The organism is Martinezella hainanensis (genome assembly GCF_900094555.1).
Taxonomy (GTDB): domain Bacteria; phylum Pseudomonadota; class Alphaproteobacteria; order Rhizobiales; family Rhizobiaceae; genus Rhizobium; species Rhizobium hainanense.
In genome coordinates this window covers 266,655-284,062 of the sequence record NZ_FMAC01000009.1, presented here as the reverse complement: position 1 = coordinate 284,062, position 17,408 = coordinate 266,655, and the positions used below count along the sequence as shown (strand labels likewise).

General features: G+C 60.7%; 15 protein-coding genes and 1 pseudogene. 8 read left to right on the top strand and 8 right to left on the bottom strand.

The genetic code is table 11. The features are described 5' to 3' along the window. Nucleotides 1-103: pseudogene (locus GA0061100_RS26130) on the top strand (bifunctional methylenetetrahydrofolate dehydrogenase/methenyltetrahydrofolate cyclohydrolase); the annotation flags it as partial. On the opposite strand, the gene GA0061100_RS26125 reads toward GA0061100_RS26130, so the two are convergent. Further along, nucleotides 100-1,128, bottom strand: a complete 1,029-nt coding sequence (locus tag GA0061100_RS26125) for a substrate-binding domain-containing protein (protein ID WP_075855736.1) — start codon at nt 1,126-1,128, stop codon at nt 100-102. The pseudogene GA0061100_RS26130 and the gene GA0061100_RS26125 sit on opposite strands and share 4 nt — an antisense overlap. Before the next feature lie 311 nt (nt 1,129-1,439). Between GA0061100_RS26125 and GA0061100_RS26120 the strand changes: the two genes are divergently transcribed. From GA0061100_RS26120 to GA0061100_RS26095, 6 genes are all read left to right on the top strand, one after another. Continuing rightward, complete coding sequence (locus GA0061100_RS26120) at nt 1,440-2,801, top strand: ABC transporter substrate-binding protein (RefSeq protein WP_075855755.1); 1,362 nt, start codon at nt 1,440-1,442, stop codon at nt 2,799-2,801. A gap of 125 nt (nt 2,802-2,926) precedes the next feature. Further along, nucleotides 2,927-3,943, top strand: coding sequence for a carbohydrate ABC transporter permease (locus GA0061100_RS26115; protein ID WP_075855735.1), 1,017 nt, complete (start codon nt 2,927-2,929; stop codon nt 3,941-3,943). Nucleotide 3,944: 1 nt separating this feature from the next. Then, on the top strand, nt 3,945-5,099 hold the full coding sequence (locus GA0061100_RS26110; protein WP_075855734.1) for a carbohydrate ABC transporter permease: 1,155 nt from the start codon (nt 3,945-3,947) through the stop codon (nt 5,097-5,099). A 36-nt stretch (nt 5,100-5,135) separates the two neighbouring features. Next, nucleotides 5,136-6,788 carry a beta-galactosidase BglA gene (bglA, locus tag GA0061100_RS26105; RefSeq protein ID WP_075855733.1) on the top strand — a complete coding sequence of 551 codons (1,653 nt, stop codon included), beginning with the start codon at nt 5,136-5,138 and terminating at the stop codon, nt 6,786-6,788. A gap of 21 nt (nt 6,789-6,809) precedes the next feature. Beyond that, nucleotides 6,810-7,898 carry an ABC transporter ATP-binding protein gene (locus tag GA0061100_RS26100; protein WP_075855732.1) on the top strand — a complete coding sequence of 363 codons (1,089 nt, stop codon included), beginning with the start codon at nt 6,810-6,812 and terminating at the stop codon, nt 7,896-7,898. A 191-nt stretch (nt 7,899-8,089) separates the two neighbouring features. After that, nucleotides 8,090-8,443, top strand: coding sequence for a hypothetical protein (locus tag GA0061100_RS26095; protein WP_075855754.1), 354 nt, complete (start codon nt 8,090-8,092; stop codon nt 8,441-8,443). 46 nt (nt 8,444-8,489) lie between these two features. Here the strand turns inward: GA0061100_RS26095 and GA0061100_RS26090 are convergent, their stop codons facing one another. Both GA0061100_RS26090 and GA0061100_RS34495 read right to left on the bottom strand, forming a co-directional pair. After that, complete coding sequence (locus GA0061100_RS26090; RefSeq protein ID WP_075855731.1) at nt 8,490-9,086, bottom strand: TetR/AcrR family transcriptional regulator; 597 nt, start codon at nt 9,084-9,086, stop codon at nt 8,490-8,492. Between the two features lie 31 nt (nt 9,087-9,117). Beyond that, nucleotides 9,118-9,303: a hypothetical protein gene (locus GA0061100_RS34495; protein ID WP_143525535.1), complete on the bottom strand. Its 186-nt coding sequence runs from the start codon at nt 9,301-9,303 to the stop codon at nt 9,118-9,120. A gap of 79 nt (nt 9,304-9,382) precedes the next feature. Here GA0061100_RS34495 and GA0061100_RS26085 point away from each other — a divergent pair, with 79 nt between their 5' ends. Next, nucleotides 9,383-10,213, top strand: a complete 831-nt coding sequence (locus GA0061100_RS26085) for a DUF3313 domain-containing protein (protein WP_244557948.1) — start codon at nt 9,383-9,385, stop codon at nt 10,211-10,213. Between the two features lie 41 nt (nt 10,214-10,254). Here the strand turns inward: GA0061100_RS26085 and edd are convergent, their stop codons facing one another. The 5 genes from edd to GA0061100_RS26060 all read right to left on the bottom strand — a co-directional run bounded on the left by edd (nt 10,255) and on the right by GA0061100_RS26060 (nt 17,316). Continuing rightward, on the bottom strand, nt 10,255-12,078 hold the full coding sequence (gene edd, locus GA0061100_RS26080; protein ID WP_075855729.1) for a phosphogluconate dehydratase: 1,824 nt from the start codon (nt 12,076-12,078) through the stop codon (nt 10,255-10,257). Between the two features lie 168 nt (nt 12,079-12,246). Then, complete coding sequence (pgl, locus tag GA0061100_RS26075) at nt 12,247-12,945, bottom strand: 6-phosphogluconolactonase (RefSeq protein WP_075855728.1); 699 nt, start codon at nt 12,943-12,945, stop codon at nt 12,247-12,249. A 15-nt stretch (nt 12,946-12,960) separates the two neighbouring features. Continuing rightward, nucleotides 12,961-14,436, bottom strand: coding sequence for a glucose-6-phosphate dehydrogenase (gene zwf, locus GA0061100_RS26070; protein WP_075855727.1), 1,476 nt, complete (start codon nt 14,434-14,436; stop codon nt 12,961-12,963). 132 nt (nt 14,437-14,568) lie between these two features. After that, complete coding sequence (locus GA0061100_RS26065) at nt 14,569-15,867, bottom strand: NAD(P)/FAD-dependent oxidoreductase (protein ID WP_075855726.1); 1,299 nt, start codon at nt 15,865-15,867, stop codon at nt 14,569-14,571. Between the two features lie 12 nt (nt 15,868-15,879). Beyond that, complete coding sequence (locus GA0061100_RS26060; protein WP_075855725.1) at nt 15,880-17,316, bottom strand: glutamine synthetase family protein; 1,437 nt, start codon at nt 17,314-17,316, stop codon at nt 15,880-15,882. Nucleotides 17,317-17,408 lie beyond the last annotated feature (92 nt).

Genomic DNA, 17,408 nt, shown 5'->3' with positions numbered 1-17,408 from the left:
GCCGGTTCCGGGCGGTGTCGGTCCGATGACCATCGCCATGCTGATGGCCAATACCGTCAGCGCCGCCCATCGCTCAGCTGGCAGAAAGCCGCCGAAGTTTTAAGCCGGAGCCACGCCGGTCGAAGCACGCACGATCAATTCGGCCTTCCACAATTCCTGGGCTGGATACGTCTCCGTATGCTTGATTTCGCCGATCAGCCGCTCGGCGATGCGAACACCCGCCGCCCGCAGCGACGAGCGGGTGGTCGTCAGCGGCACGGTGAAATTTTCCGGCTTGAGCAAGGTCAGCACGTCGTCATGGGCGATCATCGAGATGTCCTCGCCTAGTCTGAGCTTTGCCTGATTGATGGCGCGAACGGCACCGAGCGCCAGCACGGTACTGGAGCAGAGCACTGCCGTCGGCCGCTTGTCCTTCTCCATCTGCAGGATGCGTTCCATGACGAGCAGGCCCTGTTCGTCCGTCATCGGCGTATGGCTGGTGCAGGCCTCGTCGAGCGCCAGGCCGCGTTCGGCAAGGGCTGCATCCACGCCGTTCTTCCGGCGAATCGCGAAATCGAGGTAGATCGGGCCGTTCAGCAGAGCGAAGCGCCGATGTCCGAGCTGCAGCAGCAGCTTCGTGGCGTCGTAGAAAGCGGCTTCATTGTCGAGGTCGAGAAAGGGATAGTCCGGCTCCGAGCCGATCGAACGTCCGTGGACGAGAAACGGCATGGAGAGCGTCTTCAGCATCTCCAGCCGTGGGTCGTGGCCACGCATATAGTTGACGAACAGCGCATCGACATTGCCGCTGGCTGCCAGCCGCCGCAAGGCGCCGACCTCATCGTTCGGATCCGCCGGCGTCAGGACGAAATGAAAGTCGTGCCGCAGGGCTTCTTCCCCCAGCCCCGTTAGGAACTCCGAAAAATGCACGTCCGAGGAGGTGCCGGGTGAGGTCGGCATCACAAGCCCGATCGAGCCGGCCTTGCCGGTTGCAAGTCTTTGGGCTGCCTTGTTCGGTCGATAGCCGGTTTCCCGAACCGCTTTGAGAACACGCTCGCGGGTCTCGCGATTGACCTCCGGATATCCGTTCAAAGCCCGGCTGACTGTCGTCTGCGACAGCCCGAGCATTTGCGATAGCTGTTTCAGATTCACGGTATTTCGGCTCCTCCAACTGCACGCCGCTACGATGCCGAGACAACCTCCCGAAAAGTCTCAGGCTTTCAAAGCGCTTTCAATTATGTAGCAGGAGAAGTGCGAGAGACAAGATAATTAGCAAAAAATCGACACGCATTCTATGCTGCAGTGCGAGAATTGCTGTGTATACCGGCCAGAATCTGAAAATCGCTTGACTTTATCCCGCTCTCAATGGATGAGAGAAGTAGCCAAAGCGCTTTGAGGAATGGGGCGCACAGCACAAAACGGTGCCTGGGCTCATGGGTTTCGTTATTTGGGAGGACAACCGCATGAAAAAAATGTTTTTGATGACCGTCGCTGCCGCCGCTCTGATGGCCGGCACGGCAATGGCCGCCGATCTGAAGTTCCAGCCCGGTCAGGACTCCAAGTTCAACTGGAAGAGCTACGACGACTTCAAGGCGGCGCATGCCGACCTGAAGGGCGAGACGCTGACCATCTTCGGCCCCTGGCGTGGCGAGGACGAGGCTCTCTTCACCAGCGTCCTCAACTACTTCACCGAAGCGACCGGCGTGAACGCCAAATATTCGTCCTCGGAAAATTACGAGCAGCAGATCGTCATCGACACGCAGGCCGGCTCGCCACCGAACGTTGCCATCCTGCCGCAGCCGGGCCTTTTCGCGAATCTCGCCAGCAAGGGCTACCTCACGCCGCTCGGCGATGATCTCGCGAGCTGGGTCAAGACGAATTACGGCGCCGGCGACAGCTGGGTCGGCTACGGCACCTACAAGGGCAAGGACGGCAAGGACGCCTTCTATGCCTTCCCCTACAAGGCCGACCTGAAGTCGCTGGTCTGGTACGTTCCGGAAAACTTCGAGGAAGCCGGCTACAAGGTTCCGACGACCATGGAGGACCTGATCAAGCTTTCGGATCAGATCGTCAAGGACGGCGGTACCCCATGGTGCATCGGCCTCGGTTCGGGTGGCGCCACCGGCTGGCCGGCGACGGACTGGGTCGAAGACCTGATGTTGCGCCTGAACACGCCGCAGGATTACGATCACTGGGTCGATAACTCGCTGAAGTTCAACGATCCTAAGGTCGTTGCCGCCATCGAGGAATTCGGCAAGTTCGCCAAGAACCCGAAGTATGTTGCCGGCGGTGTCGCAGCCGTTGCCTCCACCGACTTCCGCGACAGCCCGAAAGGTCTCTTCTCGGTCCCGCCCAAGTGCTACATGCACAAGCAGGCATCCTTCATTCCGTCCTTCTTCCCGGAAGGCACGAAGCTTGGCCAGGATGCGGACTTCTTCTACTTCCCGCCCTATGCGGCGCATCCTGAACTCGGCAAGCCGGTAGAAGGTGCCGGCACGCTGGCCGCGATCACCAAGGACTCGAAGGCCGCTCGCGCTTTCGTCCAGTTCCTGCAGACGCCGATCGCCCAGGAAATCTGGATGGCGCAGTCCGGCTTCCTGACGCCGTACAAGGGTGTCAACACGGCAGCCTACGCCAATGATACGCTGCGCAAAGAAGGCGAAATCCTGACCACGGCCACCACCTTCCGCTTTGACGGTTCCGACCTGATGCCGGGCAAGATCGGTGCTGGTTCGTTCTGGACCGGCATGGTGGACTTCGTCGGCGGCAAGTCCGCACAGGACGTTGCTGACGGTATCCAGAAGTCCTGGGACGCCATCAAGTAAGTCTCCATAGACATATCGCCGCCGGTAATGTGCCGGCGGCGCCATACAGCATTTGACGGCTGCCCTCATGCGCGGCCGATGTCGGACGGGTGGACACAAAGAAGGTCAATTCGGGGAGGGAATGGATGTTTTCGCAGATCGTATCGGCGATTGGTGCCATGATATTCGGCGTCGCCATTTGCGCCGCTTATTTCTGGTTCTCCAACAAGTTTTTGGACTTGATTTTCCCGGCGCGGGAGGGCGATGACGTCCATCGGGCGGCCGTCAACCTTCGTCGTCGCGGCCTGATCCGCCCCTGGCTGTTCCTCGGGCCTGCTCTATTCCTGCTCGTCGTCTATCTCGTCTATCCGGTGGTCGCGACGCTCATCCTGTCTTTCTACGGACCTGACGGCAATCAGTTCGTCGGCGGCGCCAATTATCTCTGGGCGCTCAATGACACCGAATTCCGCCAGTCGATCTTCAACAACATCCTCTGGCTCGCCGTCGTGCCGGCGGCCTGCACCTTCTTCGGCCTCGTCATCGCCGTCATGACCGACCGCATCTGGTGGGGCAATATCGCCAAGGCCGTCATCTTCATGCCGATGGCGATCTCTTTCGTCGGCGCCTCGGTCATCTGGAAGTTCATCTATGAGTATCGCGGCGGCACGGATGCGCAGATCGGCCTTCTGAACGCCGTCGTCCAGCTCTTCGGCGGTACGCCTGAGGTCTGGATCACCATCCCCTTCTGGAACAATTTCTTCCTGATGGTCATGCTGATCTGGATCCAGACCGGCTTTGCCATGGTGATCCTCTCGGCGGCCCTGCGCGGCATTCCGGAAGAAACCATCGAAGCTGCCGTCATCGACGGCGCCAACGGCTGGCAGATCTTCTGGAAGATCATGGTGCCGCAGGTCTGGGGCACGATCGCCACAGTCTGGACCACGATCACGATCCTCGTGCTCAAGGTGTTCGACATCGTGCTCACCATGACCAATGGCCAGTGGAACACGATGGTGCTCGCCAACCTGATGTTCAACTGGATGTTCCGCGGCGGCGGCGACAGCGGTCGAAGCGCCGTCATCGCGCTCGTCATCATGGTCGCGGTGACGCCGATCATGATCTGGAACATCCGTCGTGCAAACGCTGAGACGAAGGGACGCTGACATGATTGGAAATCTCGGTCGCATCGGTCCCGCCCGCATCTTCGTTCATGCCGCGGTGCTGCTCATCGTTCTCCTCTGGCTCTTGCCGACGCTCGGCATCTTCGTCACCGCGCTGCGGGACAAGGACCAGATCGTCGTTTCCGGCTGGTGGACGGCATTCGCCGGCTCCTCGCGCACGACGGCTGCCCGTCTCGATGGCCCGGACAAGGCCAAGCCGGACGGCGCAAATTTCGTGATTTCAGGCACGCTTGCCGTCGAAGGCGGCGGCCAGATCCAGTCCTTCGGTCTGCGCGTGCAAGAACCGGCCGCCTACAAGGCCGGTTCTCCCGCCGCGCTGGAGAACGGCGAAACGCTGACGATCAATTCCGATGGCAGCTATCGCTATCAGAAGAACGGCGCGTTCGAAGCCGATGCCCGCGCCAAGCGCGTCTACCTCACAGTTGCCACGCCACCGCAATTCACCTTCGACAATTACCGCAGCGTGTTGGGCGGCGAGGGCATCGGCCAGTCCTTCATCAATTCGCTGACGGTGACGATCCCGGCGACCGTCATTCCGATCCTGATCGCAGCTTTTGCGGCCTATGCGCTGGCCTGGATGGAATTCCCCGGCCGTGCGATCCTGATTGCGCTCGTCGTCGGCCTGATTGTCGTGCCGCTGCAGATGTCTCTCATCCCGCTTCTGCGCATCTATAACGAGATCGGCCAGATCTTCGGCGTGCCGTCGAAGACCTATCCCGGCATCTGGCTGGCGCACACCGCCTTCGGCCTGCCGCTCGCCATCTATCTCCTGCGCAACTATATCGCCGGCCTGCCCAAGGAGATCATCGAATCCGCCCGCGTCGATGGCGCCAGCGATTTCGACATCTTCGTCAAGATCATCCTGCCGCTGTCCTTCCCGGCGCTGGCCTCCTTCGCGATCTTCCAGTTCCTCTGGGTATGGAACGACCTGCTAATCGCTATGGTGTTCCTCGGCACAGACAAGGATCACCTTGTCCTGACCGCCGCGCTCAACGCGCTGCTCGGTTCGCGCGGCGGCAACTGGGAAATCCTGACGGCATCGGCCTTCGTCACCATTATTATTCCGCTCCTCGTCTTCTTCGGTCTGCAGCGCTATCTCGTGCGCGGTCTGCTCGCCGGGTCGGTGAAGGGGGGCTGATCCAAGACCATATCGTTCAGACAGGACCCATTCAGCATGAGCATTGCCTTTCAATCGGCTTCGGAAGTTGACAAGGACTGGTGGCGCGGCGCCGTGATCTATCAGATCTATCCGCGCTCCTATCAGGACTCCAACGGTGACGGCATCGGCGATCTCAAGGGGATCGCCGCCCGCCTGCCGCATGTCGCCGCACTCGGTGTCGATGCGATCTGGATATCGCCGTTCTTCACCTCGCCGATGCGCGATTTCGGCTATGACGTTTCGAACTACGAGGATGTCGATCCGATTTTCGGCTCGTTGGCCGATTTCGATGCCATGATGACGGAAGCCCATCGCCTCGGCACCAAGGTGATGATCGATCTCGTGCTGTCGCATAGTTCCGATCGTCATCCCTGGTTCGTCGAAAGCCGCTCAAGCAAGGACAATCCGAAGGCGGACTGGTACGTCTGGGCCGACGCCAAGCCGGATGGCACGCCGCCCAACAACTGGCTGTCGATCTTCGGTGGCTCGGCCTGGGCCTGGGATCCGACCCGCATGCAATATTACCTGCACAACTTCCTGACCTCGCAGCCGGATATGAACCTGCACAATCCGGAAGTGCAGGACCGGCTGCTTGACGTCGTGCGCTTCTGGCTCGACCGCGGCGTCGACGGCTTCCGTCTCGACACCATCAACTTCTATTTCCACGACAAGGAACTGCGCGACAATCCGGCGCTGGACCCGTCGCGCCGCAATGCCTCCACCGCGCCGGCGGTCAATCCCTATAACTTCCAGGAACACCTCTACGACAAGAACCGTCCCGAGAACCTGGAATTCCTCAAGCGCTTCCGCGCCGTACTCGACGAATATCCGGCCATTGCCGCCGTCGGCGAAGTTGGCGACAGCCAGCGCGGTCTCGAAATCGTCGGCGAATATACCTCCGGCGGCGACAAGATGCATATGTGCTACGCCTTCGAATTCCTGGCTCCGGATGCGCTTTCGCCCGATCGCGTCGAAGAGGTCATGAAGGATTTCGCCGTCGCCGCGCCGGAAGGCTGGGCCTGCTGGGCCTTCTCCAACCACGACGTCGTGCGCCATGTCAGCCGCTGGGGCAATCTGGTCGCCGACCGCGATGCCTTCGCCAAGCTCTATGCGGCGTTGCTGCTGACCCTGCGTGGCTCGGTGTGCATCTATCAGGGCGAGGAACTGGCGTTGACGGAAGCCGATCTTGCCTATCAGGATCTACAGGACCCCTACGGCATTCAGTTCTGGCCGGAGTTCAAGGGTCGCGACGGTTGCCGCACGCCGATGGTCTGGGACAGCCAGGTGGCGCAGGGCGGCTTTTCCACCGTCAAGCCGTGGCTGCCGGTGCCGGTCGAACACATTCTGCGCGCCGTCAGCGTCCAGCAGGGCGATGAAAATTCGGTGCTGGAGCAGTATCGCCGCTTCCTCGCCTTCCGCAAGCAGCACCCGGCCTTCGCCAAGGGCGAGATCGCGTTTTCGGAACCGCAGGGCGACGTGTTGATCTATGCCCGCACTTACGCCGGCGAAACCATTCTCTGCGCCTTCAACATGAGCCCGGTCGAGGCGCTTGCGACCCTGCCGGAAGGCAATTGGCAGGCGTTGACGGGGCACGGCTTTACCAGCAACAACTATGGCAACAAGATCGATATTCCGGCCTGGGGCGCTTACTTCGCGCGTCTTGCCTGACCTTTGGGAGGAGGGAGCATAATGACTGGACTTGTTCTGAAGGATATCAAGAAATCCTACGGCAGCGTGCATGTGCTGCACGGCATCGATCTGGAGATCAACGAGGGCGAGTTCATCGTCTTCGTCGGCCCCTCCGGCTGCGGCAAGTCCACCTTGCTCAGGATGATTGCCGGACTGGAAAGCATCACGGCCGGCGATATGATGATCGCCGGGCAGAAGGTGAATGAAGTGCCGCCGTCGCGGCGCGGCATCGCCATGGTCTTCCAGTCCTACGCGCTCTATCCGCATATGACCGTCTACGACAACATGGCCTTCGGCATGCGCATTGCAGGCGAAAGCAAGCAGGAGATCGACCGTCGTGTCCGCGCGGCGGCGGCAAGCCTGCAGCTCACCCAATATCTGGAGCGCCTGCCAAAGGCGCTCTCGGGTGGTCAGCGCCAACGCGTCGCCATCGGCCGCGCCATCTGCCGAAATCCGAAGGTCTTCCTGTTCGACGAGCCGCTGTCGAATCTCGACGCCGCCCTGCGCGTTGCGACCCGCATCGAGATCGCCAAGCTCAGCGACTCGATGCCCGAGACGACGATGATCTACGTCACCCACGACCAGGTGGAGGCCATGACGCTCGCCGACCGCATCGTCGTGCTGTCGGCCGGCCGTGTCGAGCAAGTCGGTGCGCCGCTTGAGCTCTACGAGCGCCCGGCCAATCTCTTCGTCGCAAAATTCATCGGCTCGCCGGCCATGAACATCATTCCGGCGACAGTGACCGAGACAGGCGCGACGACGACCGTGACGCTGACGGGTGGCAAGGCCGTGACGCTGGATGTGCCGACCGAGACCTCCGAAAAGGGCAAGACGGCGAGCTTCGGCGTGCGTCCGGAAGACCTGCGTCTTGCGACCGGTGACGATTATCTCTTCGAAGGCGAGGTCTCCATCGTCGAGGCGCTCGGCGAGGTGACGCAGCTCTATATCGAAGGCCTGGTCGATGGCGAGCCGATCATCGTCAAGATCCCCGGTATTGCCGATATCCATCGCGGCCAGAAGATGCGCTTTACGGCCGACCGGCAGAAGCTGCATCTCTTCGACGCCAGCGGTCATTCCTATCGCAAGTAGCCGCTTACGGGATGTCGCCGGCTCAAGTAAAAATGAACAATAAAATTCATCTTGGGCCGGCGCGTTCAAACCTTCTGTTAAAGACCCGCTGCTAGTCTTACCATCATAATATACCCCAGGGGTTTACTAAGATGGCCGCGTTCGGCAGAGCTAATTCAGGTCAGCATTTTCTCAACAAAGAAGAATCCTTCATGTATGACCGCGAAGTGCGGTTCCGCATGGAAGATACGATGAACGCGGCGCGCCTTGAATACACCGAGAAAGGCGTGATGAACCTTGCGTCCCGCCGCTGCGATATTATCCGCATCTCGCAGAGCAGTGCGGTTCTCGCAATCCTCACCCAGTATAATCTGCCGAAGCAGTTCTATCTGGATATTCCCGACGCCCGCATCACCAAAGTCGGCTGCGTGCTGATGAAGGTCTTCTCCAACAATACGGTCGAGGTCCGTTTCCTGCGTCTCCTCACGGAGAAGGAAATGAACAAGATCTTCGTCTACAGCACGCATCCGGCCCACAAAAACCGCGTGCTTGACATCAGGGCCTGATCAACGGCCACAGGAAACATGTTGGAGCGATCACTCGGCTGACGGATCAGATTTCCGTCCGCCATTTTTCGAGCGCATCCTCAAGATACTCAATCAGCGACAGCCTGCCATCTTCCTGCAGCCATTTGTCGACCGACAGGCGCAAAGGGCTCACTGCAATCATCGAAACCAGCCGCAGACCGTCCTGGTCCTTCGTCGGGAACAGCTCGCACAGGGCTTGATAGGCGATTTGTTCGAGTTGCAGAGAGTTGCCTCGCGAGCGGGACCGCAGGATTTCGCTTTGACGGAGCAGCTTGGCTGTCTCAAGAAGCCGCGGTGCTTCCACCTCAAGGCGGGCCACAAGTCCCCGGATCGCTTGATGAACAACGGCGACCGGTCGCCCGGCTGATGCATTTTCCATGATGCTCGCCCGAAGCGCGTCCATGTATCTGCGCTGATGCGCCAGAAGAATGTCATCCTTGCTTTTGAAGTAATAGAAGAAGGTTCGCCGGGAAATTCCGGCCGCTGACGCAATCTCGTCGATCGTCGTTTCCTGATATCCCTTCGTCAGAAAGGATCTCATTCCGGCTTCCGCTATGCGTTGAAATGTCACGCGCCGCTTTTGCTCGCGCAGGCCTTCCGGCTTTGGGGGTGCATCTTGCATCAGTCCATTGTGGCACGAGTCGTACCGCCACTCAAATCATGAGCGTGCCCTGGGGTTCCTTTCCGGCGACCTCTATTCCCAGCGAAACAATTTGTTCGTCTCGCCCATCGGTTGCCGCAAAGTAGCCAATATTAATTTTTACACTAAGTGCGATATTTAATGTTGATGCTGAAAGTTCATAACCCGGTGCAGGAGCACAAATATCAATGCCAGCCAATACAATCTCAAATCACGATGAAAGTGGGACCTATGGTCCATATGCTGCCGAAAGCCGCTTAAGGCCCAATATTTGGTCGATGGCTCTTCTGCTGAGCCTGTTGACGGGCTGCGCCGCGGCGCCGCTGGATCGGGCAGGGTCCTTGCGCTCCTATGACGGCTTGACCCGATCGGACGGGCTGGTCGCGCATTCACTTCTTCGGGTGAGCAGGGACGATGTTCTTGCGGCGAAGACGGTGAAGATCATTCCGACGGCTTTTTCGATGCGAGCTGAAAGTGCCGCTTTCACGCCGGAGCAGCGTAACCTCGTGACCAATGCCGTCGACAGGGCGCTTTGCTCCGGATTGAGTGAACGCTTCGTCGTCGTCGGCCTGTCCGAGCCGGCCGATCTGACCGTTCGCGCCGTGGTGACGCAGGTCAAGGCGACGAATGCGACGGCTGTCGGTGTCTCGAAGGTCGCATCCGTGGGCAAGAGTGTGTTGTTGCCGGGTGTACCCGTTCCTGTTCCCCGCATTCCCATCGGCATGGGCAGCCTCTCCCTTGAGGCGGAGGCGCTCAATCCCCAAGGCGTGCAGAGGGCTGTGATGATCTGGGGACGCGGTGCAAACGCATTTCTTGATTCGGGCACCATCTCCAAGGAAGGGGATGCCTATAGCCTCGCCGCCAAATTCGGAGGCGATTTCAGCAAGATGTTGGTCAAGGGCAAGACGCCGTTCGGAGCGACGCCCTCGTTCCCTTCCCGGGCGAAGCTGGCCGCGCTCGTCGGCCGCGCACCCAAGTATGATGCCTGCAAGGTATTCGGGAAGTCACCGGGCGTGAAGGGCTTCGTGGGAGCACGCCTCGGCCTCCCGCCGGCATGGACGGACAAGGCTCCGGCAAATGCAGAAACAATGGCATCGAAGGCTCCTTAATCAGCCTTCGATGCAGCCTTGCCAGTATTCGGCGGGCAACCTCAGTGGCGGAACAGGACGCTCGCGCCCTGATCCGCCGGCCCTGCCGCGTGGCGGAAAGGAACAAAGAGCTCGCGTCCCATGCCGAACTCGTTCTCCGAGAGATCGACGACCACAGGCTCGCGCTCGGCCATATCGGCAGCATCGACCAGTACCTCAAGCGTGCCGGCGATCGCGTCGATGCGGATCATGTCACCTTCCCTGATGCGGGCGATCGGGCCGCCGTCAACAGCTTCCGGCGTCACATGGATTGCGGCCGGAACCTTGCCCGATGCGCCCGACATGCGTCCGTCGGTCAGAAGCGCCACGCGGAAGCCGCGATCCTGCAGCACACCGAGCGCCGGCGTCAGCTTGTGCAGCTCCGGCATACCGTTGGCCTTCGGTCCCTGGAAGCGGACGACGGCGACGAAATCGCGGTTCAGCTTGCCGTCCTTGAAGGCCTGCTGCATCTCCAGCTGGTCGTGGAAGATCACGGCGGGCGCTTCGATGATGTGGCGCTCCGGCTTGACGGCGGAGATCTTGATGACTGCCTTGCCGATATTGCCGCGCAGCATCTTCAGGCCGCCATTGCTCTGGAAAGGCGCGTCGATGCTTGCCAGCACCTTCGGGTCGTGGCTCTTGTCCGGTGCCGGCTCGCGCACGACATTGCCATCGGCGCCGAGCTTGATGTCGATGGAATAGCCGTTGAGGCCCTGGCCATAGACGGTGCGCACGTCGTCGTGCAGCAGCCCCTTCTTCAACAGTTCCTTGATGAGGAAGCCCATGCCGCCGGCGGCATGGAAATGGTTCACGTCGGCAAGCCCGTTCGGATAGACGCGGGCGAGCAGCGGGATGATGTCGGAAAGCTCGGAAATATCCTGCCAGGTGAGCACGATGCCGGCGGCGCGCGCCATGGCGACGATGTGCATCGTGTGGTTCGTCGAGCCACCGGTCGCATGCAGGCCGACGACGCCGTTGACGATCGAGCGCTCGTCGATCATCTCGCCGGCTGGCGTGAATTCATTGCCCATGGCGGTAATCGCAAGCGCACGCTTGGTCGCTTCGCGGGTAAGGGCTTCCCGCAGCGGCGTGCCGGGATTGACGAAGGAAGCGCCCGGCATGTGGAAGCCCATGATTTCCATCAGCATCTGGTTCGAATTCGCCGTGCCGTAGAAGGTGCAGGTGCCGGGGCCGTGATAGGACTTCGATTCCGCCTCGAGCAACTCGGCGCGGCCGACCTTGCCCTCGGCATAGAGCTGCCGCACGCGCGATTTCTCGTCGTTTGGCAGGCCCGAGGTCATCGGACCGGCAGGAATGAAGACGGCGGGCAGATGGCCGAAGGAGAGGGCGGCGATCACAAGGCCCGGCACGATCTTGTCGCAGACGCCGAGGAAGACGGCAGCATCGAACATGTTGTGCGACAGGCCGACGGCTGCCGACATAGCGATCAGGTCGCGCGAAAAGAGCGAGAGTTCCATGCCCGGCTGTCCTTGCGTGACACCGTCACACATGGCCGGCACACCGCCGGCAACCTGGGCGATGCCACCCGCTTCGGCCGCCGCCTGGCGAATAATGGCCGGATAGGTCTCGAAGGGCTGATGCGCCGAGAGCATGTCGTTATAGGAGGTGATGATCCCGAGATTGGGCACCTGGTCTCCCGCCAGTGCGTCTTTCTCGGAGGGGGAACAGATGGCGAAGCCGTGCGCAAGGTTGGCGCAGCCGAGCACGGAACGTTGCGCGCCCCTGGTTGCGGCATTGCGCAGGCGGTCCAGATAGCGTTCGCGCGTCGGCTTCGAGCGCTCGACGATGCGTGCGGTAATCTTGGAAATGCGGGCGTCAGCGGCCATGGTCGATCTGCCTCCGTCTGTTCTGCGCAATGCCCGAAGATCTGTCTCGGTAGCGGGCGTGGCGCGGGGTCCAAAAGTCAATGCTCTGCCGTTGCGCCCGCTAGGGCACATGGCGCAGCACATGTTGCTGTGTCATTCAGGGTTCGATGACGAGGCCCGACGGCCGTGTCACGGAGCCCAATAAATTTCGACCTGCGAAGCCGCCCGGCGCAGCATGGCGCGGATCGGCATCTCGGTTTCTTCGCCGGACGCTTCGGCCTTGGCCAAAACATCCTTCTTTCCTTCTCCCTCGATATGGAGCACCAGCAATCGGGCATCCTGAAGACTGGAGAAGGTGAATGTCAGCCGCGGCTCACCGGCACCTTCCGCTTCCATCGTGATGATGCCGCGCGGGGTGTTCGGATCGAGTGCGGTCTTGAGGTTGCTGCCGCCCGGAAAGAACGACGCCGTGTGGCCGTCATTGCCCATGCCGAGGATGGCGACATCGAAGGGATGGCCGACAGCCTTGGTTTCTTCCGTGGCGATGACTGCGGCTTCCTCGACGGAGGCCGCAGCCTGATAGAGCGGGAGGAACTTGGCGGCTGCCGCCTTGTCCCTCAACAGGTTTTCCTGAACGAGCAGATGGTTCGAGCGCGGATTGTCAGCCGGCACGAACCGTTCGTCGACGAGGGTGACCGTTACCTTGCCCCAGTCGATCGAGCGCGATGACAGCGCCTGGAAGAAGGCCTTCGGCGTCGAGCCGCCGGAGACCGCGATGCTTGCGGAGCCGCGCGTCGCGATGGCGGCCGAGAGGGTCTCGGCTACCTTGTCTGCGAGCTTGCCGGCGAGTTCGGCACCATTGGCAAAAGCATGCATGTTCGCTGTCATCGTTATCGTCCCAGATTAGATATCGTCGTGCCAGGTGCGGCCGTCACGCTCGATGAGCGCAATGGCCTGGCTCGGACCCCAGGTGCCGGCGGTGTAGCCCTGTACCTGCTGTCCGGTTGCTTCCCAACCCTTGAGGATAGGGTCTACCCATTCCCATGCCGCTTCCACTTCGTCGCGGCGCATGAACAGCGTCTGGTTGGAGCGGACGACGTCCATCAGCAGGCGCTCGTAGGCGTCCGGATTGCGGACGTTGAAGGCGGACGCGAAGCTCATGTCGAGCGAGACGTTGCGCAGGCGCATGCCGCCCGGGCCTGGGTCCTTGATCATCAGCGACTGCTTGACGCCTTCGTCCGGCTGCAGGCGGATGATGAGCTGGTTGGCGACGATGCGGCCGGCGGCCTGGTCGAAGATATTGTGCGGGATCGGCTTGAAGGTGATGACGATCTCCGACACGCGGCCGGCAAGACGCTTGCCGGTGCGGATGTAGAAGGGAACGCCGGCCCAGCGCCAGTTGCCGATCTCGGCCTTGATGGCGACAAAGGTCTCGGTGTTGGAAACGCCGCCTTCCAGCTCGTCGAGGTAGCCCTTGACCGGGCCGCCGGCCGAAGCGCCGGCGCGGTACTGGCCGCGAACCGTCGCCTGCTCGACGTTCGAAGCGTCGATCGGCTTCAGCGCGCGCAGAACCTTCAGCTTCTCGTCGCGAACGGCTTCCGAATCCATGGAGGAGGGGATTTCCATCGCCGTCAAGCAAAGCAGCTGCAGGATATGGTTCTGCACCATGTCGCGGAGCGCGCCGGCGGTGTCGTAATAGCCGGCACGGCCTTCGAGACCGACCGATTCCGCCACCGTGATCTGCACGTGGTCGATATGGTTGGCGTTCCAGAGCGGCTCATAGAGGGCATTGGCAAAGCGCAGCGCCATCAGGTTCTGCACGGTTTCCTTGCCGAGATAATGGTCGATGCGGAAGATCTGCTCTTCCTTGAAGACCTTGCCGATCGTGTCGTTGAGCTGCAGGGCGGATGCGAGGTCGCGGCCGATCGGCTTTTCGACGACGATGCGGGTCTGTTTGGTGATCAGCTTGTGATCGTGGATCTTCTGCGAGATATCGCCGAAAATGCCCGGAGCGACGGCGAGGTAAAAGGCGCGCACGCGCTCCTTGCCTTCGTCCAGGAGCTTCTTCAGTTGATCCCAGCCGGCATCGCTGCGGGCATCGACCGGCACGTAGAACAGGCGAGCGAGGAACTTCTTGACTTCGGCGTCGTCATATTCGCCCTTCTTCAGGTGTTCCTTGAGAGCGGCGTCGGCAAACTTACGGTATTCTTCGTTGGAAAGCGCGCTGCGCGAAGCGCCGATGATGCGGGTCGGTTCGGAAAACTGACCTTCGACCTGACGATGGTAAAGAGCGGGAAGGAGCTTGCGCTCGGCAAGGTCGCCGCTGCCGCCGAAAACGACATAATCAAATGGTTCAACGGGAATGATTTGGCTGCTCATGAGCTATCTCTCAATCGGTCTTGGTTGAGGCCCCTTTTAATCTAATCGATTTAAAAAGGCCAGTGTGCATCGCAAAATTCAGACTCGGCTTTTTAGAGCGGATCGCCGGCGGAAGAAATCATCTTCCGGTTTTCAAAACCTGTCGCGCAACGCAAACCACGAGAGCGCCAGGAACAGCAGAGGCGCCCGCATGCGCGCACCGCCGGGGAAGGGCGGGACGTTCAGCTCCTTGAAGAGATGAAGTTCGTCCGCATTCCCGAGAATTGTTTTCGCATAGAGTTTACCGCAATAATTTGACAGCATCACCCCATGGCCGGAATAGCCCCCGATCGAGGTGACGCCCGGCATGACCTCGCGCACGAAGGGCTGGCGCGGCATGGTGATGCCGACCGAGCCGCCCCAGGCATAATCGATGTTGATATCGCCGAGAGCCGGGTAGATTTCCGTGATCTGCCGGCGGATGTGCTGCGTTATGTCGCGTGGATTGTCTGCCGTATAGGCTTCGCGACCGCCGAACAGTAGTCGCCCGTCCTTCGATTTGCGGAAATAGCGCACGACGAATCGCGAATCGGCCACGGCCTCGTTGCCGGGCAGCACGGCCGGAAACTCATCGAGCGGTTCGGTGGCGCCGATGAAGGAGCGAATCGGCATGACATGGCTCGATGTCACCGGCTCAAGGTCGCCGATATAGCCGTTGCAGGCGATCAGCACCCGATCGGCCGTGATCTCTCCGCCATCCGTCTCGATGATCGTCTTGCCGCCCGCTTGGCGAAAGCCCTTCGCCTTGGTCATTTCAAAGAGCGAAGCACCGGCTTCGGCCGCGACGCGGGCAAGACCGATGAGCAGTTTCAGCGGATGGATATGGCCAGTACCCGTGTCCCGGACACCATAGAGATAGAATTGCGAACCCAGCCGTTCCTGGGTTTCGGCCTCATCCATGAACGACATGTGCGGATAGCCGTAGCGGGTCGCCGCGATTTCCGCGCTGTCCATATAGTCGCGCTTGTAGCTGCGCTTGTGCGTGACATTCATCTGGCCAGGCAGGAAATCGATGTCGATGCCATGCTCCGACGCGAAGTCGAGAAGGTGGCGCTTGGCATCTTCGGCCAGATCGAAGAGGGCTTTCGAGCGCTCATAGCCGATTTTCTCTTCGAGTTCTTCGGGCCACCAGCGCTGGCCGGTGCCGAGTTGTCCGCCATTGCGGCCGGAGGCGCCATCGCCGAAACGGTTGGCGTCGATCAGGACGACGTCGACACCACCCTTGGCGAGGTTGTAGGCGGCCTGAAGGCCGGTATAGCCGCCGCCGACGATCGCGACGTCAGCCTGACGCGAGCCATCGAGCTTTGGATAGCGCGCGCGCGGGCCGACGGTCGCCTGATAGAAGGAAAGACCCGGCGCAATCGGGCTCTGCCATGTTTCCTGCAATGTCATGGGCGATCTCCCTCACACGTTGAGCAGAAGGAATTCCCGCTCCCACGGGCTGATCACTTGCATGAAGGTCTCGAATTCACCGCGTTTGACGCCGGCATAGATATCGATGAAATCCTTGCCGAGAACCTCCTCGAAGGCCGGCTCGTCCTCCATCAGCGCAATCGCTTCCAGAAGGCCGCGTGGCAGATCGATGGAGCCTTCATTGGCCGAATCTTCCGTCGGCGCCGTCGGCTCCACCTGTTTCATGATGCCGAGAAGGCCCGAGGCCAGCGAGGCGGCAAGCGCCAGATAAGGGTTGGCGTCCGAGCTCGGCAGGCGGTTTTCCACGCGCCGCGCCTGAGGGTCGGAGACGGGCACGCGGAAGGCGGTGGTGCGGTTGTCGTAGCCCCAGGCATTGTTGACCGGGCAGGACATGTTGGGCGCCAGCCGGCGATACGAGTTCACATAGGGCGCGAGCATGGCAAGCGCATTCGGCACGAAGCGCTGCATTCCACCGATGAAATGGAAGAACTCGGGCGAAGGGCTGCCGTCCGGATTGGTGAAGACGTTCTTGCCGGTCTCGATGTTCACGACCGACTGATGGATGTGCATTGCCGAGCCCGGCTGGCTCTGCATCGGCTTGGCCATGAAGGTCGCATAAATGCCGTGCTTCAGCGCTGCCTCGCGGATCGTGCGCTTGAACAGGAATACCTGGTCGGCCAGTTCGATCGGGTCGCCGTGGCGCAGGTTGATTTCCAGCTGCGCCGGTCCCTCTTCATGGATCAGCGTATCGATCTCGAGACCCTGCTTCTCCGAGAAATGATAGATGTCGTCGATCAGCTCGTCGAATTCGTTGATGCCGGCGATCGAATAGCCCTGGCCGCCGAGGATAGAACGGCCGGAGCGGCCTTTCGGCGGATGCAGCGGATAGTCGGGATCGTCATTCTTGGCGACGAGATAGAATTCGATTTCGGGCGCCACCACGGGTTTCCAGCCGCGATCGCGATAGAGCCCCATGATGCGCTTCAGGACGTTGCGTGGCGTGTAGGAGACTTCCTGGCCCTCGGAATTGACGATATCGCAGATCACCTGGGCAGTCGGATCGGTTTCCCAGGGTACAACCGAAAGTGTCGAAAGATCCGGCACGAGCTTGAGATCGCTGTCGCGCGGCTCGTAGCGGAAACTCTCCGTCTCCTCGGGATATTCGCCGGAGATCGTGTGGCGATAGATCGCCGAAGGCAGCGCCAGCGAGGTGTTGGAGGTGAATTTCGAGGTCGGCATCATCTTGCCGCGCGGCACGCCGGCAAGGTCTGGGGTGATGCATTCGATGTCCTCGATCCCGCGTGCCCGCAGCCATTGAGCCGCTTCCTTCCAGTTTGCCACGCCGCGAGCCGATCTCAGACCAGGAGGTACCATAGGGGCTTTCGAGACGGGTATGGAAGCTTTCAGCGGGGTCTTTCTCGCGGGCATAAAACACCGTATTTGGGTTGATCGGTGAGTGCATCATAACTGCAGTTTGCCAATTGGCGAGGGGGAAAACCGCTCGGACTTTCGCCGTATGA